Source organism: Thermococcus sp. P6, assembly GCF_002214525.1.
Classification (GTDB): domain Archaea; phylum Methanobacteriota_B; class Thermococci; order Thermococcales; family Thermococcaceae; genus Thermococcus.
In genome coordinates this window covers 973,463-991,849 of the sequence record NZ_CP015104.1, presented here as the reverse complement: position 1 = coordinate 991,849, position 18,387 = coordinate 973,463, and the positions used below count along the sequence as shown (strand labels likewise).

Sequence of the window (18,387 nt, the reverse complement as noted above, 5' to 3'; positions counted from 1 at the left end):
ATCATCCCTCCCTGAGTCCAAGCCTCTCCTGAACCTCTTCGATGATGCCGTTGAGTTCATCCGTGAACTCGGGTCTCTTCCTGCTGACGATCTCCCCAACGATGAACTTCCCCTCGAGCTCCTCTGGTTTCATATTCCTCGCCCTGGAAACGGGCACCGAGTTCTTCAGGAACCAGCGGAGCATCTCGGCGGGTTCCTTCATCCTGTTCCTCCTTCCGAACTGGACGGGGCACTGGGAGATGACCTCCACGAGGGAGAACCCCTTAACCTGAAGGGCCCTCTTGATGCTCTCTATGAGCTGGTAAACGTGAGCCGTGGTCCATCTGGCAACGTAGCTCGCTCCAGCGGCGGCCACGGTCTCGGCGATGGGGAGCGGGTGCTCAACGTTCCCGTAGGGGCTGGTGGTGGTCTTCGCTCCCACCGGCGTTGTCGGTGCCACCTGTCCGCCCGTCATCCCGTAGGTGAAGTTGTTCACGAGGATAACCGTGATGTCCACGTTCCTCCGGGCCGCGTGGATGATGTGGTTTCCGCCAATGCTCGCCAGATCACCGTCGCCGCTTATAACGACCACCTTCTTATCCGGCAGGCCGACCTTGACGCCCGTTGCAAAGGCTATGGCCCTCCCGTGGGTCGTGTGAAGGGTGTCGGCAAGGAAGTAGGGCGACGCTATCCACGCCGAGCAGCCTATCCCGCTGACCACCACGAGATCCCTCGGGTCGATCTTCAGGGCATCGACGGCGTTGGCGAAGGCGTTGAGAACCGTTCCACCGCCACAGCCGGGACAGAGTGCCGTGGGAAGGGCCTCCCGCCGGAGGTACTTAACCATCGGGTAAGTGGAGTAAATCTTCTTGACCATCAGGCAACACCCCTTATCTCGCGGAGTATTTCGTCAACCGTTAGCGGCACGCCACCTATCCTGTTTACCCCCCGGACGAGAACGTCGTCGTTAACGTAGCGCTCAACCTCGAGCCTCATCTGGCCGAGGTTCATCTCGGGAACGAGTATGGCCCTGACGCGCTTTCCGAGCTCCCTCATCCTCTCCCCGGGGAAGGGATGGACCGTCTTCGGCACGAAGAGGCCGGCCTTTATGCCCTCCTCCCTCGCCCTGAGGACGGCCCCGAGAGCGGGCCTCGCCGTTACCCCCCAGCTGACGACGAGCACCTCGGCATCGTCGGTGAAATGCTCCTCGTTGCGCTCATAAACCGAGCGGTTCTTCTCAATCTTCCTGTGGAGCCGTTTAACGAGCCTGTCGTGGACCTCGGGGGTGTAAACGTCCCTCAGGCCGTTCTCCATGTGGGTGGAGCCCGTTACGTGGGTGAAGTAACCGTGACCGAAGAGGGGCATGGGTGGAACGCCGTCGCCGTAGGGGTCCCCAAAGGGAAGCCTGGCATCCTCCTCACCCGCGGGAAGCCTGCGGTAGGTTATCTCGACCTCGGAAACGTCAGGTATCCTCACCTGCTCCCTCGTGTGGGCCAGAACGCCGTCAAAGAGGAAAACCACGGGGGTCCTGAGTCTCTCAGATACGTTGAAGGCCCTTATGATCTCCCAGAACGCGTCCTGAGCGCTGACCGGGGAGATGGCAACGATCGGATGGTCGCCGTGGGTCCCCCACCTCGCCTGAAAGAAGTCTCCCTGAGCTCCCTTGGTCGCCTGCCCGGTGCTTGGCCCGCTCCTCTGGACGTCAACGAGAACGAGCGGTGTTTCGGTCATGACCGCGTAGCCAAGGTTTTCCTGCATAAGACTGAAGCCCGGCCCGCTCGTTGCGGTCATGACCTTGAAGCCCGTCCACGAGGCACCTATCATGGCCGCTATGCTCGCTATCTCATCCTCCATCTGGAGGTAGTAGCCGCGAAGCTTCGGGAGCTCCCGGGCCATGGTTTCGGCGATTTCACTTGAGGGGGTTATCGGATAACCCGCGTAGAACCTGCAGCCCGCGAAAAGAGCCCCGTAGGAGAGGGCTTCGTTGCCCTGAAGGAAGTAGTTTCCCGGTTTGTAGAGCTTCCTCAGGAGCCCGAGCTGTTCGGGCTCGTCGCCTCGGACGATCATAACTCACCACCTTACGGATATCGCGAAATCCGGGCAGAGGAGCTCGCAGAGCTTGCACTTGACGCAACGCTCAGCCTTGACCGGAACCGGATAATGAACGCCCTTTTCACTCAGCTCCTCGCTCCACTCGAAGACCTTTCTCGGACACATCTCAACGCATATTCCACAGCCCTTGCAGAGAAAAGTGTCCACGTCGATCTCAACCACGCCGGTGGCCCTGCCCGTAACGAGGTAACCCTCCTTTTCAACAGCGGTTTTTGAACCTTCGGCCATAAGCATCACCCGTGACCCGTTTGATGATTTTACGTTTGTCAAAATTTAAAGGTTTCGCTTATGTCCTTAAGGGTTCACCACAAAAAACGAAATCCGGCCGAAGAGGGGAATAAAAGGGTCTACCACGTCACCAGCTGCCAGTCGAGGAGGCCCTTCTCCACGATGTAACTCCACCTTTCCCTGCACTCCGGGCGGAGGTTCTCGAGGTAGCTCAAATCCTGAGTGGCGGAGAACTTCTTTATGGCCCTTCCTATGACCCTGTCGTACTCCGTGAGGCAGTTGTGGGGGCCCCTAACGGAACCGGCTCCAACGGGATCGCTGAGGATCCTTTTGTCGGGAAACCTCTTCTTCGCCCAGATGAGGACATCGACCGCACTCCAGAGCCACGGCGGGCGGTACTCGTTCCTCTCCCAGAGCCTTTCGTAGAGGGTTCCCCTCTGGATGTCCGTTATGTTTATCGAGAAGGTGTCCGTGTAGGGTTCCGCCCTGAGGATGCTCTCCCTGACGTCGACCATGCCGTCGCGCTCGGAGAGGAAGATGGGCTTCAGCAGGAGGTAGGTCTTAACCCTCGCACCGGCCTTTCTAACCGTCTCCGAAGCCCTCACGAAGTCGGAGAAAGTGTTGCCCTTGTTGATCGAAACTTCCGCCACGTCGTCGCTGGCGGTTTCGAGGCCTATCGCAACCTCAAAGTGCCTGTCAGGGACCACATCAGCGAGCTCCCTCACGGCATCGTAACGGACCAGCTCGCTCCTGCTCTCCACCACTATCTCCTCGACGTTCTCCATCCCAGAGAGGAGTTCAAACATCCTCCTCCTCGTTTCAGGTTTCAGCTCGCCGTTGTCGAGGAAGGAGCCGGAGGTGAAGATTCTCACGGCAAAGGGCCCCTCCCTGCCCTCGATCTTCCTCAGGGCTTCCCTCAGGTAGTTAACCAGCTCGTCCTGACTCCACTTAACCTTTGGAGCATCAGCCGGGTAGGAGCACATGTAACAGGCCTTGCCGATCCTGAAGCGATAGCATCCAACGGTTGGGAGTATCACAAAGAGCGCCGTTCCGGGTCTTCCGGCGACGTTGTCTTCGGCAGTCCAGTAGGTCATTCTCTCACCTGAAGCCGGCTGGGGGTCAGGGTTTTTAAATGTGAGGTAGATTCAACCCCATGCCAAGAATATTCGTAACGAACGACGACGGGATATACTCAAAGGGCATCCGGGCGGCGGTTGAGGCCCTAAAGGATCTCGGCGAGGTTTACGTCGTTGCCCCGCTTTTCCAGAGGAGCGCCAGCGGCAGGGCCATGACGCTTCACAGACCGCTCAGGGCAAAGCTCGTTAACCTCCCCGGGGCGAAGGTTTCGTACGGTCTCGACGGGACGCCGACGGATTGTGTCATCTTCGCCCTCGCCCGCTTCGATGACTTCGACCTTGCCATAAGCGGCATCAACCTCGGCGAGAACCTCAGCACGGAGATAACCGTCTCGGGCACGGCATCCGCGGCCATAGAGGCGGCCACCCACGGGATTCCGAGCGTTGCCATCAGCCTCGAGGTCGACTGGAGGAAGACCCTCGGAGAAGGCGAGGGGATCGACTTCTCAACCGCGGCGTACTTCCTCAGGAGAATCTCAAAGAGGATCCTCAAGAGAGGCTTTCCCGAAGGGGTCGACATGCTCAACGTGAACGTGCCGGGGAATGCAACGCCAAGCACGAAAATAGCAGTAACGAGGCTCGCGAGAAGGAGGTACAGACCGACGGTCGAGGAGAGGATCGACCCGAGGGGGCATCCCTACTACTGGGTGGTCGGAAGGAAGTGCGAGAAGTTCGAACCCGGAACGGATAGCCACGCCCTCAAAGTGGAGAGAAAAGTCAGCGTCACGCCCATAAACATAGACATGACCGCCCGCGTGGATCCGGAGGAGATAAAGGAACTCCTTTAAGATTCCCCGAAGATCCTCCCGGCGAACCACTTCTCGTCGAAGGGCCTCAGGTCATCGTAGCCCTGCCCGACGCCGACGAAGAGTATTGGCGCGCCTATAACGTGGCTTATGCTCAGGGCTGCCCCGCCCCTCGCATCGGCGTCCAGCTTCGTGAGGATCACCCCGTCGATTCTGACGGCGTCGTTGAACTGCCTCGCCTGTTCGACCACCGAGTTGCCGGCCAGACTGTCGCCGACGAATATCACCAGATCGGGCTTCGCAACCCTCGCTATCTTTTTCATCTCGTCCATGAGGTTCCTGTTAAGTTCGTTCCTTCCGGCGGTGTCTATGAGGACAACGTCAACGCCCCTCGCCCTGGCGTGCTGAATGGCATCGTAGGCAACCGCCGCGGGATCGGCGCCGTAGGAGTGCTTTATGACCCTCACCCCAAGGCGCTTTGCATGCTCCTCGACCTGCTCTATAGCTCCGGCCCTGAACGTATCGCTCGCCGCTATGACGACGCTCAGACCATTCTTCCGGAGCCAGTGAGCGAGTTTGGCTATGGTGGTAGTCTTTCCCGAGCCATTGAAACCAACGAAGGCTATAACGAAGGGCTTCTCCTCCTTCGACCTGATCATCTCCAGAAGGTCTATCCTATTTTCGGGCGTGAGGACCTCGAGGACAGCCTCTCGAACGGCCTTTTCGACTATCTCCCTTTTGTTCGTCCCTATCCTGACCTTCTGACCGACGAGCTTCCTTTTTATCCTCTCCTTCAGCTCCTCGACGGTTTCGAGGGCTACGTCCGCCTCGAGCAGCTCTATCTCCAGATCCCAGAGGGCGTTCTCAACGTCCTTTTCGCTTATTTCAGTCTGAGAAACCTTATCCACAAAGGAGTTTAACTTCTCCCTGAGTTTTCCCAGCACCTTCATCACCCAATGAGCGAAGACTTAGTCATATATAATTATTATGAACTCCCGGGAAGTGACCGGCCCGGGCATCCTGGTAAACCTCAGTGCTTCCTGACGTAGGTTCTGCTCTCGACGACCCTTCCGCCCTCGAACCTCATAACGTCGATCCTCTCGAAACCGACCGTCTCCCGCCTGTACGCCACCAGATAATCGAGGAGCTCTCTCAGACGGTAGCGGGTTATCGAGTCCTTCACGTACCTGCGCTCGTAGAGCAGGACGAGTCTGTCCCTGTGGGAGGAAATCCACTCCCTCAGCGTTTTCCTATCTGCCTTCGAACGCGAAAGGGGGTCAATCAGCAGGTAAACGTCGAATCCATCGTTCTCAAAGGGGGAACCCAGGTAAACCTCGCCCTCTATCCGAAAGGGCAGGCCTTCGGCGAGTATCCTCTTGCCCCTCTTCGCCCAGGAGTTCAGGTACACCCTCGCGATCCTCTTTCCATCTCCGGTTATTAAAACGACCCCCTCATCGAGCCCGGCGATCTCCTTCAGCATGCTCCTCACTGAAACTCCCGGGGAGGGGTTAAAAATCCTTTCCATCTCTGGAAGTCAAAATTGGTATGGCAACATGCATCCTATTCTGCTTTTATGCTGTAAGTCCATGAAGAAGACCGTAAATGTTATATAAAAGCTAACGTATGTTGAAGTATGGTAACAATGGACAGAATCTTGAAAGAAGAGCTTTTACGTTCCATAGGGATTTTTCCTTATATTTTTGTTGGAATTGGCTGGTGGTATCTGCATACAAATCAGAGCTATCCACTCTACCTAAATGTTGTGCTACCCTTAGTTATTACTCTCCTAACCGTCCCGATTCGCGTTTGGTACAGGAGGAGAAAATTGGGTGGGGGTGAAAAGAAATGAAGAGTAAGCCTATCCTACCACTTCTCGGATTTATCCTCTTTGGGTTCAGTTGCTATATAGAAAAGAGTCTGTTACCTGAGATACTCAATAGCTTTCCCCTTGAAATCGCAGTCTTCATAGTAGGGGTTTTATCTTTCATACTGATTTCCTTCCTTTTCTATAATCGATTAGAGGAGATTAAAAAAGGCCCGAGAAACTTCCTTTGCTTTTTGCGTTAACTTCCCTGCTATTCTTAACTCGGAGGATTTATATTGGCTACGGCATCATGGAATTGGCTTTGGAGCTGTTTGTTTTGAATTTAATAATTTTTCTATGGATTGCATTTTCAAAAAATGTTCAGAGGAGAGTTGCTGCTCTATCACTTATCAGCATTGCCTTGATTGGTGTTATATTTATAATTTCAACCCAGATAGAGTTTTCAGACCCAAAAATTATTCTCGAGGAGGTAAAATTAAAGTTTGAGAATTCAAGGGGATATGAAGTTACCATTCATGAAACTGCATCGGTTCTTGGTAAAAGGGAATCGAATGTTTACAGATACACATTCAAAAAGCCAGACCTGTTCAAAATCAAATATGCAAATAAAACTATAACCTGCAACGAGTCCAGTTCTTCATATGAGCATCTAAGGGAGATTGAAATAACGCATATACTTTCCTACTTTGAGAACGCAAGAGTCTCTGAGGATTTAAAAGAATATAAACTGACGGCTCATCAGGGCAATACTACGCTTATATTGACCATAAGAAAGGCTACATTACTGCCGATGGAGTTTGATATTGTGTCCCATAGCTTTAATTACACCTTGGTCTTTCGAGAATTCAAGATTTATTAAAAGTTGTTGAAGTTGATGGAATAGGAGAAGAATGTAGCGACGGTGTTTATGTTAAAGGAAGGGTCCAGTTCAGGGAAATAAAAAAGTTCAAAGGGTTACCAGTGGAAGTACACCTCATAACTCGCCTTATCGTTGTTCTTGTACCAGTACTTCGCGCCCTCTGCACCGTACACTCTGACGTACGGGGGTTTGGAATCGGGGTCGGAGATTCCAGAGACCCTGTAGAGTGTTACGCTCACATCTGCCTTTATTGTTTCGCCGCCAAGTCCAAAGGTGAACGTAACTGATTGCACTTTCCATGCAGTATCACGGGGTTTCAATACAGTATTGTGGGTGTTCTCTATAAAGTTTATCCACGTTGGGGACTGATGGATCGTCCCGGCGTAGCTCGGAACAGGAGGTACTGAATCCATGCTTATGGCCCCTTCAGCTAAGTTCATTATCCATTGGGGAACTATCACATACTCTATCACCGGCCAATCTGGAGGCCCGAGGTAGTATGCATCGATTCTGTATTGGACGGTTGCCAAAACCTCCCTTTTCCTGTAATAGGAGCAATTCGTGTTGTCCAGAACAACGTGGTCGTCAAGGTTTGCCAGTGCAATTTTCCTGCCACCCTTCCTCCACCCATTAGGATCCGGGTCTTGGAGGTAGGGGACATTCTGGTAAAAGGTATCGTACCACAGTCCCGTTGGTTCAGAATCTACCCCCGACGAGATATGCCACTCAACTTTGGTAAAAGGAGCTGCATGGATAACACCAGCCGGTAATGGCTTGGCATCCGCACCCGAGTCTATTGGTGTTGCACTGTACAGAATACCGTCAGATTCCTTCAGGGTTATCCCTTTGCTCCTGAGGTCTGATATTATCTTTGATTTGCTCTCCTTTAGTTTTTTCACAGCCTCTTCACCGATGACTTTTTTGGTAAGGTTCATGCTCAGGTGCAGTCTGGTTACCGGCTTCCGGGGTTCGAACACGAGGAATCGTCCCCCGGAGTAAAGGGTACTCCCATGTACCCCCACAATGGACACGAAGTATTCCCTATTCCTGAACACGGTCCTTGTGACGGGTTTGTAATCCCCGTTAACGTATTGCACACTTTCTTGAACTCCCACGGGTATCCTGTCTATTTTCAACGATACTGAAGCCGACCCCCTAATACGCCTGACCAGTACAACCCGGGGTTCGGGTGAGTTGTAGTCAATCACCGAGACTATCAGCTCGCCGGTGAACGGCTTTCCATCGAGATGAGGTTCAATATTAAACGTTGCCAGCCCCACGGGTTTTCCTTGGAGCCAGTCGTAGTACAAAGAATAGAGTTCTGGTGAGTCTCTGGTCGAAACTCCCTGACTGGCCGGAACAATGGCAAGAATAACAAAAACCACGACACTCAAGACAATAACCTTCTTCCATCTCATTGGGCTCACTTCCCATTACTTTCTCACAATACATTATTTTTGTTTATAATACATAAAACTTTCTGTAGTTATATGTACACTACACTGGGTGACCCTCCACTTTAACATAAGCACCACCCTAAGTTGTAACAGTATAAAAAGCCTGCAATTCACACTTTCTAAGTTTTGATAACCCAGAGGGGACCTCCCGGAAAACCATAAAGTATATATCCCATTTCCCGATATATGCTTGAAAACTTCCGGAGGATTCCACATGAAGAAGTGGTTAAGCCTGTTCTTAATCGGTCTCTTAGCTTTGAGCGTGGTGGCCAGCGGGTGTATTGGCAGTGAAGAGACCACCACAAAAACCAACGGCAAGATTGCCGTCGTCTATGACGTCGGCGGAAGGGGGGACCTGAGCTTCAACGATATGGCCTACCTCGGCGCCAGTAAGGCCGCCAAGGATTTCAACCTCGAGCTCGTTGAGCTCCAGAGCAACACCGAGGACGACTACGCCAAGAACCTCGAGACGCTCGCCAAGCAGGGTGACAACCTCATCATCGTGGCCGTTGGCTTCATGATGACGGACGCGGTCAAGAAGGTCGCCTCGGAGTATCCGAACCAGAAGTTCGTCCTCATAGACGGCTACGATGAAAACATGCCGGACAACGTCAGGATGGTGCTCTTCAAGGAGAACGAGGGCTCCGCGCTCATTGGAGCACTCTCCGGCCTTATAGCGGCCAACAGCGGTAAGGACAAAGTTGGAATCGTTCTCGGAATGGAGATACCGGTTCTCTACAAGTTCGAAGGCGGTTACCGCTTCGGCGTTGCATGGGCCGAGGATTACTACAAGCAAAAAACCGGGAAGGAAGTTAAGATAAACATCCTCTACCAGTACACCGGAACCTTCAACGACCCGGCGAAGGGTTATCAGGCCGCAAAGGCCCAGCTCGATCAGGGTGCATGGGTTATCTATCAGGTGGCAGGTGGAACCGGTATAGGCGTTTTCAACGCCGTCAGCGAGTACCTCAAGGCCCACAACCAGCAGATGGGGCCGCCCTTTGCGGTTGGTGTTGACTCCGCTCAGGACTGGATCAAGCCCGGGGCCATCGTCGCCAGCATGATGAAGCGCGTTGATGTGGGCGTTTACAACGCCGTTAAGGACGCCGTTAACGGCGAGTTTACGGGCGGCGTCGTGGAGCTCGGACTCAAGGAGGGCGGTGTAAGCGTCAGCACCGTTGACGATGTCATGGAGATGTTCAACTCCCTCCCGGAGGACACCCAGAAGCAGAAGCTCAAGGAGCTTGGGTTCAACAGCAAGGACGAGCTCAAGAAGTACCTCGAGGACACGAGGAAGCAGGTCCCGGACTGGATCTGGCAGGCAGTGGACGAGCTCAGGGACAAGATAGTCAGCGGTGAGATAACGGTCCCGATGGCCACGAGCAAGGAGGAGATCAACGCCATCAGGAACGCCAACACGTGGCAGGAAATGATGAAGTCCACTGGTTGATCCCTTTCTCTTTTGTTTTGTTCTAACCCGGGGGTGTTCCAATGGAAGAGACTCCTATAGTGGAGATGAAGGGCATAGTTAAGGTTTATCCCGACGGTACCAGAGCGTTGAAGGGTGTTGACCTGACCGTTTACAGGGGCGAGATCCTCGGTCTGCTCGGTGAGAACGGTGCCGGAAAGACAACCCTCATGAAGATCCTCTTTGGAATGCTTCACCCGACTTCTGGTAAAATCTACATCCGGGGAAAGGAGACCCGGTTTAGGAGCCCGGCCGAGGCCATTGCGGAGGGCATCGGGATGGTCCACCAGCACTTCACCCTCGTGGAAGTTTTCGACGCCCTCCACAACATAATCCTCGGAATGGAGGGCCACGGGCTCTTTTCGAAAATAGACGTCGATAGGGCCCGCGGGAAACTTCAGAGGTTGATGGAGGATTTGAACTTTAAGGTGCCCCTCGACGTTCCGGTGGAAGATCTCCCGGTTGGCGTTCAGCAGAGGATCGAGATACTGAAGATGCTCTTCAGGAACGTTGATGTTCTCATACTGGACGAGCCGACGGCGGTTCTCACCCCGATAGAGGTCGAGGAGCTCTTCGCGGTTCTGAAGAAGTTGAAGTCCGAGGGGAAGACGATAATCTTCATCAGCCACAAGCTCAACGAGGTAATGGAGCTTACGGACAGGATTACGGTCATCCGGAAGGGAGAGGTGGTCAGAAGCGTCAGGACGAGCGAGGCGACGCCACAGCTCCTCGCGAGGTTGATGGTGGGCAGGGACGTCGTCCTCAGGATCAACAAGCCGCCGAAGGAACCGGGGGAGGCAATACTCGAGGTTAAGGACCTGTGGGTCAGGGGCGACCGTGGTGAGGATGCGGTTAAGGGGCTCACTTTTCAGGTCAGGGCCGGAGAGATATTTGGAATAGCGGGGGTGGAAGGCAACGGGCAGACCGAACTCGTGGAAGCCATCACAGGACTTAGAAAGCCGGAAAAGGGCAGGATACTCCTAAACGGTCAGGACGTTACCGGCAGGACTCCCCGGGAGCTTTACGATGCAGGAATGGCGCACATCCCGGAGGACAGGACGCACATGGGCCTGATCCTCGACATGACCGTTACTGAAAACTCCATCCTCGGCATGCAGTGGAGGGAGGAACTCCAGCGCTGGAAGGGGACGATAGACTGGGGTAAGGCGAGGAACCACGCGAGGAAACTCATAGAGCAGTTCGAGATATCGGCCCCCGGCGTGGAAGCCCCTGTTAAAAGCCTCAGCGGTGGAAACCAGCAGAAGCTCATAGTGGCGAGGGAGGTTAGCAAGCGGCCGCTACTCGTTATAGCGGCACAGCCCACGAGGGGCGTTGACGTCGCCTCCACGGAGTACATAAGGAACTACCTGATAAGGCTCAGAAACGAGGGGAAAGCCGTCCTCCTCATCTCGGCCGACCTCGATGAGGTCCTCCAGCTGAGCGACAGGATGGGGGTTATCTACGAGGGTGAGTTCATGGGGATCGTGAGGCCCGGGGAGGTTAGCACTCAGGATATAGGGATGATGATGGGGGGAATACGCTATGAAGAACTCAGGAAGTGATTTAATCGAGCGCCTTAACCTGAAACCGCTCATCGAGAGTCTGATAGCAGTTCTCATAGGCTTCCTGATAGGTGCGATAGTGCTTCTGGCCTTCAACTACAGCCCGTTAGAGGCCTACTACTGGCTCCTCGTGGGTGCCCTCGGATCGAAGGACGACATAGCCAGCACCCTCTCCTACGCAACGCCCATAATGATGACGGCACTGACCTTCGCCATAAGCGCCAGAACGGGGATCTTCAACATCGGTGCCGAGGGTTCCTTCTACTTCGGTGCCATAGCCGCGGTGATCTTCACCAGCATCTGGGGGAACATGTGGTTCGGCCTCGTGATGGGCATGCTCCTCGGCGCGCTCTGGAGCCTTCCCGCAGCCTTCCTCAAGGTCTACCGCGGCGTTCACGAGGTTATATCCACGATAATGCTCAACTGGATCGCGTGGTTCTTCGTCCTCTGGCTCGTCGTCGGCCCCTACGCCAACCCCAGCGATCCCAATAAGACGATAAGGATCCCTGAAAGCGCCAGACTGCCCCTGATAGGCAACACGGACCTTTCAATAGCCTTCGTGCTGGCGGTCGTGGCGGCGGTCCTTTCCTACTACCTCCTCTGGCACACGGAGTTCGGCTTCGGGATGAGGGCGAGCGGTATAAACTCGAGGGCCGCCAGATACGGCGGGGTTAACCCCGACAGGGCAGTGATATGGTCCTTCGTGATAGGTGGTATCATGAGCGGTCTCGGCGGGGCCATGAAGATAATGGGGGAACCCCCAACCTACGCCATAAGTCAGGGGATGGCAAACGTCTACGGCTTCGGTTTCGACGGAATAGGCGTGGCCCTTGTGGGAAGGAACCACCCCCTGGGCATAATCTTTGCGGCCGTATTCTTCGGGATGCTCCGGGCCGGAACCTCGCTCATGCAGGCCAGAGCCATGGTGCCCCTCGAGATCATCAGAGTCATACAGGGCATCATAGTTATCACCGTGGCCATTCCGGGACTGTACGACCTGATTAAGAAGAGCCTGAGGAGGGGAGGATGATGGATGCAGGATCCGTGATCTCGATCCTGATAAACTCCTTCATGGCGATGGTGCCCATAGTGCTCACGAGCGTTGGTGCGGTCTGGAGCGAGAGGGCCGGTGTCGTCAGCATCGGCTACGAGGGAGTGCTCCTCATGAGCGCTTTCTTCGGGGCAATGGTAGCCGAGATCACCGGACACGCGACGGCCGGACTCATCGGAGGAATGCTGACCGGCGCCCTCTTAGGGATGCTCCACGGTATCCTGACGGTTTACCTCAAAGGTGACCACGTCATTCCGGGCATAGGAATCAACCTGCTCGGGATGGGCGTCGTTCCCTTCGGTATAATCGCCTACTGGGGAACGGCCGGCCAGCATCAGGTGGCGGTTACCCTGTGGAGCTGGGACACCAGATACGGAAAGGTAAGCCCCATGGTTCTCGTGACGGTGGCAATAGCGCTCGTAACGTGGTGGGTTCTATTCAGGACCCCCCTCGGCCTCCGCGTCAGGGCTGTCGGCGAGAATCCTGAAGCGGCCGATGCTCTCGGTATAAACGTCGAAAAGTACAGGTTCTGGTCAACCGTCTACGGGCACACTCTGGCGGGCCTTGGAGGGGCCTACATGAGCGTCGCATGGCTCGGGATCGTTCAGAAAACGATGTCGGCAGGAAGGGGCTTCATAGCACTGGCGAACATGGTGTTCAGCGGCTGGAACCCCCTCACCGCTCTGCTCGGTGGCTGGCTCTTCGGCTTCTTCGATACTCTGGCGACGTGGCTGGCACCCCTCCACGTGGTCCCGGGACAGTTCATCCTGATGCTGCCCTACGTGCTGACCCTCATAATCGTGGCGGGGATAATCGGAAAGGCCAGACCGCCGAAGTGGGATGGAAAACCCTACAGGAGGGAGTGAACCCTCCTTTCATTTCTTCAGGATGACCCCTATGATGGTTCCCAGAAGGACGCCCGTTACGAGCGAGAGCAGGACGTAATCGGTAACGTCGCTTCTCTGGACGGGTTTCTGCTGGGGGGCTTCTCCCCCGAGGGCTCTGATTATGGCCGCGCTGTTCTCGATAAGCACCTCGGTGTAGGGCTCGTCCTTCCAGAAGACCTTTATCTCAGCCGTCGGCCTGCCGCTCTTGAGTGAAAGCTCCTTGACGGCGTCTTTCAGCTGGTCGGGGCTTTCCACGGCGTAGACTATTAAGTCCGATCCCTCCGCCTTGGGAACGAGGTCCTCCACCCCTAAGGCCGGGACCTCCTCCTCGGGTTTTATCGAAGCAACCGCCTTTATCCCGAGCCACTCCAGAGCGTACTGATCCGGGGGCATCTGAATGACGGCGGTGTGGTTTGCATCCACAAGCGCCCTGTAAGCCTTTACGATGGCCTCCACTCTATCCCTGAAGTTTTGATAACCGGAGGCGTAGATTTCCGCTCTATCGGGATCCACCTTTTCAAGGGCTCCCTCCGTGGCTTCCGCCATCGCCAGCGCGTTGTAGGGATCGAGCCAGACGCCATGGGGGTTGTCCTTGTTGTTGTACCAGTACTCCGGAAGGTACCTGAACCCATGGCGCTCGTAGTCCTCGATGAAGAGCGTTTCAGCGGTTATGGTTCCCTCCGCCTTCAGTTCGGATATCCTCTTCTCCACGGGCAGGTGGCCGCCCGTTGTAACTATAACACTGGCCCTCTGGAGGAGCTCTATCTGGCTCGCCGTGAGCTGGTACTCGTGGGGATCGGTTCCGGGTGGGATCAGGTAGACAACTTCCACAGAGTCGCCGAAGGCGTCCTCGACTATCGAAGCTATCGGAGCTATGGTGGCAACCACTAAGGGCTTCTCAGGGGAGGCCCCCGCGAAGGGAAGGGCTCCAAGGAGGACAAGGAGGATTACCAGAGATTTCGCCCGCGTTCCCACCACCTCCCCCATCATTCCCGGTCGTTCCCGTTTCTCCGGATGTGGGGCTTGCCGATGGCTATCGTGAACCCCCTGAAGCTGTCGTCCTTTCTGTTGAACTCCATGGCCAGCGGGAGACCGTTGTCCTCGTTGAAGACTATGCGCACTATCCTCGCCCGTGAGTGATCGTTCAGGTAGTCCTCCTTGAGGTCCTCGTACTCCTCGAGCACCCCCTCTATATCCTCGCTGTACATTTTGTAGATCTCACCGGCGTAGACGCTGTGGTTCCTGATCTCCTCAACCATCTTCTCCCTGTCCAAACTACCACTCCCTCAGGCCTTACGCCAGCCGGCCCCTTCGAACTTAAAAACGTTTCTCCTCTCGGCCATGCGGAGGGCCTCTTCAATCCTCTCCCCCGGGATGACTATCCCGTGGAGCTCCTTGAAAAGCCCGATGATTTCCTCCGTGGTCAGGACTTCCTTCTCCTCGAAGAGGTTGTTAACGAGGTTTATCATGTCCTCGACGAAGTTCCATGGGAAGATTATCCACGCCCACTCTATCTCCTCGCCGTAGTAGTCGGGCTTAAAACGGGAGCCTTTTATGGTGAGGAGCGTTGCGACCCTTATCTCCGATGGTCTCTGGCCCTCCACGTAGTTTCTGGCCAGGGTCAGGCTCTCCCCCGTGTCGCTTATGTCATCGACTATCAGAACCTTCTTTCCTGAGAGGTCGTAGTTGCTGCCGTACCTCAGCTTTGCCTTTCCATCGGGGGTGGCGGTGACCCCCCAGTGCTCGACCTTCAGACTGACGAGGTCCTTTACCCCGAGGTAGTCGCAGTAGAGCCTCGCGGCGACCCAGCCACCCCTTGCGAGACCCACCACAACGTCCGGCTTCCAGCCGTCCTCCAGAACCTTCCAGGCGCCTCCCTTTGCCCACCTTTCTATGTCCTCCCAAGAAGCGAGATAGGCCGGAAACTTCTTCATTTGACTTCCCTTAACGGAGCGGGGGGGAGGGTATATTTAAGCGTTACGCCCCGTGAATAAAGCGGAAGAAGGGGAACTCACACCCGGATACGCTTCCACACCGTCCCCTTTGGCGTATCCTCAAGCTGGATTCCAAGCTCCCTGAGTCTGGCCCTTATCTCGTCCGCCAGCTCGAAGTTCCTTTCCCTCCTGAGCCGGGAACGTACCTCCACGAGCAGCTCAATGAAGGCCTCCTCGTTCTCCGCCTTCCGCTCCCGGAAGTAGTCCTCGAAGAGGCCGAAGATCTCGCTTACAGCCTTAAAGAACTCCATGGCCTTCCTCAGAATGCTCTCCTTGGGCCTTTCGACGTCGCTCAGGTACCTGTTTACGGCAGTGCTCGCCTCGAAGACGGCCTTCAGGGCTTCGGCAGTGTTGAAGTCGTCGTCCATAGCCTCGTAGAATTTTTTCCTCGCGTTCCTTATGGATTCGTAGGCCTCAAACTCCTCCTTTTCCCACCTGAACGAAATATCCGCCTCCTTCATGGCCACGCGGATGTTTTCGAGGGTGTTGTAAAGCCTCTCAAGGTTGTTCTTCGCGTGTTCCATGCCCTCCTCCGTGTAGTCGAGGGGCGAGCGGTAGTGCCTCTGGAGGACGAAGAGCCTTATCACCTCGGGATCGTAGCGCCTGAGCATCTCCCTTACCGTGACGAAGTTGCCGAGGCTCTTGCTCATCTTCTCCCCGTTCACCATCAGGAAGCCCGTGTGAAGCCAGTACCTTACCCACTCGTGGCCCGTGCAGGCTTCGGTCTGGGCTATCTCGTTCTCGTGGTGCGGAAAGATCAGGTCGTTGCCGCCGCCGTGGATGTCGAAGCTCTCACCGAGGTACTTGGTGCTCATGGTTGAGCACTCTATGTGCCATCCGGGCCTTCCCTCCCCCCACGGGCTCTCCCACTTCGGTTCACCGGGTTTGGCCTTCTTCCAGAGGGCAAAGTCCTCGGGGTTCTTCTTTCCCTCGCCGGGCTCCACTCTGGCGCCCTTTCTCAGGTCCTCGAGCCTTATCCCGCTGAGCTTTCCGTAATCCCCGAACTTCCCGACCTCGAAGTAAACGCCGTCGCTTCCCTCGTAGGCGTAGCCCTTCTCCTGAAGTTTCCTCACGAAGTCTATGATGTCATCGATGTGCTCCGTAACGCGCGGGTAGACGTCGGCCGGCTTAACCCTCAGGGAAGCCATGTCCTCGAGGAAGTAGCGCAGGAACCTCTCGGCGAGCTCCCTGGGATCCTCCCCCGTTTCCCTCGCCCTCCGGATGATCTTATCGTCTATGTCCGTGAAGTTCATCACCATCAGAACGGTGTAACCGCGGTGCTCGAGGTACCTCCTGATAACGTCGAAGGCTATGTAGGTTCTGGCATGACCGAGATGAGTGTAATCGTAAACCGTCGGGCCGCAAACGTACATCCTGACCTCCCCTTCCCTGATCGGCCTGAACTCCTCCTTCCTCCGGGTTAAGGTGTTGTAAACCCTTATGGCCATTCTTCCACCACCGGACCGGGTTTCTCAACGCGTTTTATTAGGTTTTAGGTCTGCCGGAATTCGAAACCTGCAAAAGCTTAAAAACCACATCCTTCAATCGGGGTTAGAGCGATAAAGGAGGTCACGCCCATGGAGGTTCAGAAGGGAGACGTCATAAAACTCCATTACACCGGGAAGATCAGGGAAACTGGTGAGGTGTTCGACACAACTTATGAGGAGGTCGCAAAGGAAGCCGGGATATACTCCGAGAAAGGCATCTACGGCCCGGTTTCCATAGCCGTCGGTGCAGGTCACGTTCTCAAGGGGCTGGACGAGGCTCTCGAAGGTCTCGAGGTGGGGAAGAAGTACGAGATAGTGGTTCCGCCCGAGAAGGGCTTTGGAAAACGCGATCCAAAGCTCATAAAGACGTTCACCCTCGGACAGTTCAGGAGGCAGGGAATAAGCCCCTTCCCGGGAATGCCCGTTGAGATAGAGACCGGGGGCGGAAGGAAGCTCCGGGGCAGGGTTCTGACGGTAAGCGGTGGCAGGGTGAGGGTGGACTTCAACCACCCCTACGCCGGAAAGCACCTCGTCTACGAGGTTGAGATCCTTGAAAAGATCGAGGACCCGATAGAGAAGGTCAGGGCCCTCATAGAGCTCCGCATGCCGATGGTGGATAAGGACAAGGTCATCATAGAGATAGGCGAGAAGGACGTTAGCGTTGACTTCTCCCAGGTGGCCGGAGAGGTTGACAGAAACACCCTCGTCCTAGGGGAGATCCTGCTCGAGAGCGACCTGAAGTTCATAGGCTACGAGGAGGTCACCTTCAGGCCGGGGGTGGAGGAACTCCTAAAACCGCCCGGAGAAGAGGGGGAGACCGCTGAGGAAACCGAAAAGCCGGAGGAGAAGGACGGCGAAGAGAAGGAAGAGAGCGAAGGGAAGGAAGAAACCGGGGAACCGGAAGTGGAAGGGAAGGAAGAAGGCGAGGAAAGCGGTGAGTGAAAGGCTTTTATTCCCTTCCCCCAACTTTTCTCCATGAGGCTCAGAAGGAACCCGTGGGTTCTCTACATCTCGATGATGCCCTTCATCCTCCTGCTCCGCCACGCCGGAGGTGGAATCTTCCGGTGGGCGGGCTATAACCTCCTCTTCTACTTCATCCTCCCTCTCCCCCTTTCCCTCGCCCTCGGCTTCAAACCGGCCGAGCTCGGGATAACCGCCGGCAGGGGTGGTTACAGGTGGGCCCTGCTGCTCTTCCTCCTCACGGTTCCCCTGAGCCTCTACGGGACCACGGTGCCTTCCATGAAGGCCTACTACCCGAACTTCACCTACTCGAACTGGACCGATTTTTTCCTGAAAGAACTGGCCATCGGGGTGATAATGTTCTCTCACGAGGCATTTTACCGCGGGTTTCTCCTCTTCCCTCTCGCAAAGAAGAACGAGTGGATCGGGATACTGGCCCAGAACGTTCCCTACACCCTCGCCCACATCGGCAAGCCGGAGGTTGAGGTTCCCTACTCCTTTGTGGCCGGGATAGTTTTTTCAAAGCTCGACCTCAGGAGCGGGAGCTTTCTGCCGAGCTTCCTGCTCCACTGGTCTGGGTCGGTCCTCTTCGATCTGCTCTGCGTCCTCCTTTGATGCATAACTTAATCATAGGAT

Annotated in this window: 20 protein-coding genes; 9 read left to right on the top strand and 11 right to left on the bottom strand. The window is 55.4% G+C overall.

Annotation, left to right across the window (positions count from 1 at the left end):
• Position 1: 1 nt before the first annotated feature.
• The 4 genes from A3L12_RS05345 to A3L12_RS05330 all read right to left on the bottom strand — a co-directional run bounded on the left by A3L12_RS05345 (position 2) and on the right by A3L12_RS05330 (position 3,413).
• Positions 2-856, bottom strand: a complete 855-nt coding sequence (locus tag A3L12_RS05345) for a 2-oxoacid:ferredoxin oxidoreductase subunit beta (RefSeq protein ID WP_088882656.1) — start codon at positions 854-856, stop codon at positions 2-4.
• Positions 856-2,046, bottom strand: a complete 1,191-nt coding sequence (locus A3L12_RS05340; protein WP_088882655.1) for a 2-oxoacid:acceptor oxidoreductase subunit alpha — start codon at positions 2,044-2,046, stop codon at positions 856-858. Before A3L12_RS05340 ends, A3L12_RS05345 begins: the two co-directional genes overlap by 1 nt.
• Positions 2,047-2,049: 3 nt before the next feature.
• Positions 2,050-2,325, bottom strand: a complete 276-nt coding sequence (locus tag A3L12_RS05335; protein WP_394335071.1) for a 2-oxoglutarate ferredoxin oxidoreductase subunit delta — start codon at positions 2,323-2,325, stop codon at positions 2,050-2,052.
• Between the two features lie 113 nt (positions 2,326-2,438).
• Complete coding sequence (locus A3L12_RS05330; RefSeq protein ID WP_088882653.1) at positions 2,439-3,413, bottom strand: archaeosine biosynthesis radical SAM protein RaSEA; 975 nt, start codon at positions 3,411-3,413, stop codon at positions 2,439-2,441.
• A gap of 59 nt (positions 3,414-3,472) precedes the next feature.
• Here A3L12_RS05330 and surE point away from each other — a divergent pair, with 59 nt between their 5' ends.
• The gene (gene surE / locus A3L12_RS05325; protein ID WP_088882652.1) at positions 3,473-4,243 is read left to right on the top strand and encodes a 5'/3'-nucleotidase SurE; all 771 of its coding nucleotides are present in this window, start codon (positions 3,473-3,475) and stop codon (positions 4,241-4,243) included.
• On the opposite strand, the gene ftsY is transcribed toward surE, so the two are convergent.
• Positions 4,240-5,145 carry a signal recognition particle-docking protein FtsY gene (ftsY, locus tag A3L12_RS05320; RefSeq protein WP_088882651.1) on the bottom strand — a complete coding sequence of 302 codons (906 nt, stop codon included), beginning with the start codon at positions 5,143-5,145 and terminating at the stop codon, positions 4,240-4,242. The two genes, surE and ftsY, sit on opposite strands and share 4 nt — an antisense overlap.
• Before the next feature lie 86 nt (positions 5,146-5,231).
• Positions 5,232-5,681: a hypothetical protein gene (locus A3L12_RS05315; protein ID WP_088882650.1), complete on the bottom strand. Its 450-nt coding sequence runs from the start codon at positions 5,679-5,681 to the stop codon at positions 5,232-5,234.
• A gap of 153 nt (positions 5,682-5,834) precedes the next feature.
• On the opposite strand from A3L12_RS05315, the gene A3L12_RS08300 reads away from it, so the two are divergent.
• Together A3L12_RS08300 and A3L12_RS05305 are read left to right on the top strand one after the other, a co-directional pair.
• A complete protein-coding gene (locus A3L12_RS08300; RefSeq protein WP_157726704.1) occupies positions 5,835-6,050 on the top strand; it encodes a hypothetical protein in 216 nt (71 codons plus the stop codon).
• A gap of 271 nt (positions 6,051-6,321) precedes the next feature.
• Positions 6,322-6,885: a hypothetical protein gene (locus tag A3L12_RS05305; protein ID WP_198300027.1), complete on the top strand. Its 564-nt coding sequence runs from the start codon at positions 6,322-6,324 to the stop codon at positions 6,883-6,885.
• Positions 6,886-6,980: 95 nt separating this feature from the next.
• On the opposite strand, the gene A3L12_RS05300 is transcribed toward A3L12_RS05305, so the two are convergent.
• Positions 6,981-8,303 (bottom strand): hypothetical protein, encoded by a 1,323-nt coding sequence (locus A3L12_RS05300; RefSeq protein ID WP_088882647.1) that lies wholly within the window; start codon positions 8,301-8,303, stop codon positions 6,981-6,983.
• Positions 8,304-8,556: 253 nt separating this feature from the next.
• Here A3L12_RS05300 and A3L12_RS05295 point away from each other — a divergent pair, with 253 nt between their 5' ends.
• The 4 genes from A3L12_RS05295 to A3L12_RS05280 are packed head-to-tail and all read left to right on the top strand — an operon-like array spanning position 8,557 to position 13,289.
• Complete coding sequence (locus tag A3L12_RS05295) at positions 8,557-9,792, top strand: BMP family protein (protein ID WP_088882646.1); 1,236 nt, start codon at positions 8,557-8,559, stop codon at positions 9,790-9,792.
• Positions 9,793-9,833: 41 nt separating this feature from the next.
• Positions 9,834-11,372, top strand: coding sequence for an ABC transporter ATP-binding protein (locus A3L12_RS05290; protein ID WP_088882645.1), 1,539 nt, complete (start codon positions 9,834-9,836; stop codon positions 11,370-11,372).
• A complete protein-coding gene (locus tag A3L12_RS05285; RefSeq protein WP_088882644.1) occupies positions 11,353-12,402 on the top strand; it encodes an ABC transporter permease in 1,050 nt (349 codons plus the stop codon). The genes A3L12_RS05290 and A3L12_RS05285 overlap by 20 nt, the downstream gene beginning before the upstream one ends.
• Complete coding sequence (locus A3L12_RS05280; RefSeq protein WP_088883226.1) at positions 12,402-13,289, top strand: ABC transporter permease; 888 nt, start codon at positions 12,402-12,404, stop codon at positions 13,287-13,289. Before A3L12_RS05285 ends, A3L12_RS05280 begins: the two co-directional genes overlap by 1 nt.
• 9 nt (positions 13,290-13,298) lie before the next feature.
• Here the strand turns inward: A3L12_RS05280 and A3L12_RS05275 are convergent, their stop codons facing one another.
• The 4 genes from A3L12_RS05275 to cysS all read right to left on the bottom strand — a co-directional run bounded on the left by A3L12_RS05275 (position 13,299) and on the right by cysS (position 16,752).
• Positions 13,299-14,297: a metal ABC transporter solute-binding protein, Zn/Mn family gene (locus A3L12_RS05275; protein ID WP_088883225.1), complete on the bottom strand. Its 999-nt coding sequence runs from the start codon at positions 14,295-14,297 to the stop codon at positions 13,299-13,301.
• Positions 14,297-14,584: a hypothetical protein gene (locus A3L12_RS05270; RefSeq protein WP_088882643.1), complete on the bottom strand. Its 288-nt coding sequence runs from the start codon at positions 14,582-14,584 to the stop codon at positions 14,297-14,299. Before A3L12_RS05270 ends, A3L12_RS05275 begins: the two co-directional genes overlap by 1 nt.
• 12 nt (positions 14,585-14,596) lie before the next feature.
• Positions 14,597-15,244, bottom strand: coding sequence for a phosphoribosyltransferase (locus tag A3L12_RS05265; RefSeq protein ID WP_088882642.1), 648 nt, complete (start codon positions 15,242-15,244; stop codon positions 14,597-14,599).
• A gap of 77 nt (positions 15,245-15,321) precedes the next feature.
• The gene (cysS, locus tag A3L12_RS05260) at positions 15,322-16,752 is read right to left on the bottom strand and encodes a cysteine--tRNA ligase (RefSeq protein ID WP_088882641.1); all 1,431 of its coding nucleotides are present in this window, start codon (positions 16,750-16,752) and stop codon (positions 15,322-15,324) included.
• A 129-nt stretch (positions 16,753-16,881) separates the two neighbouring features.
• Between cysS and A3L12_RS05255 the strand changes: the two genes are divergently transcribed.
• On the top strand, positions 16,882-17,733 hold the full coding sequence (locus tag A3L12_RS05255) for a peptidylprolyl isomerase (protein WP_088882640.1): 852 nt from the start codon (positions 16,882-16,884) through the stop codon (positions 17,731-17,733).
• 33 nt (positions 17,734-17,766) lie between these two features.
• Positions 17,767-18,366, top strand: a complete 600-nt coding sequence (gene mrtA / locus A3L12_RS05250) for a CPBP family archaeomyxosortase MrtA (protein WP_088882639.1) — start codon at positions 17,767-17,769, stop codon at positions 18,364-18,366.
• The last annotated feature ends 21 nt before the right edge of the window (positions 18,367-18,387 follow it).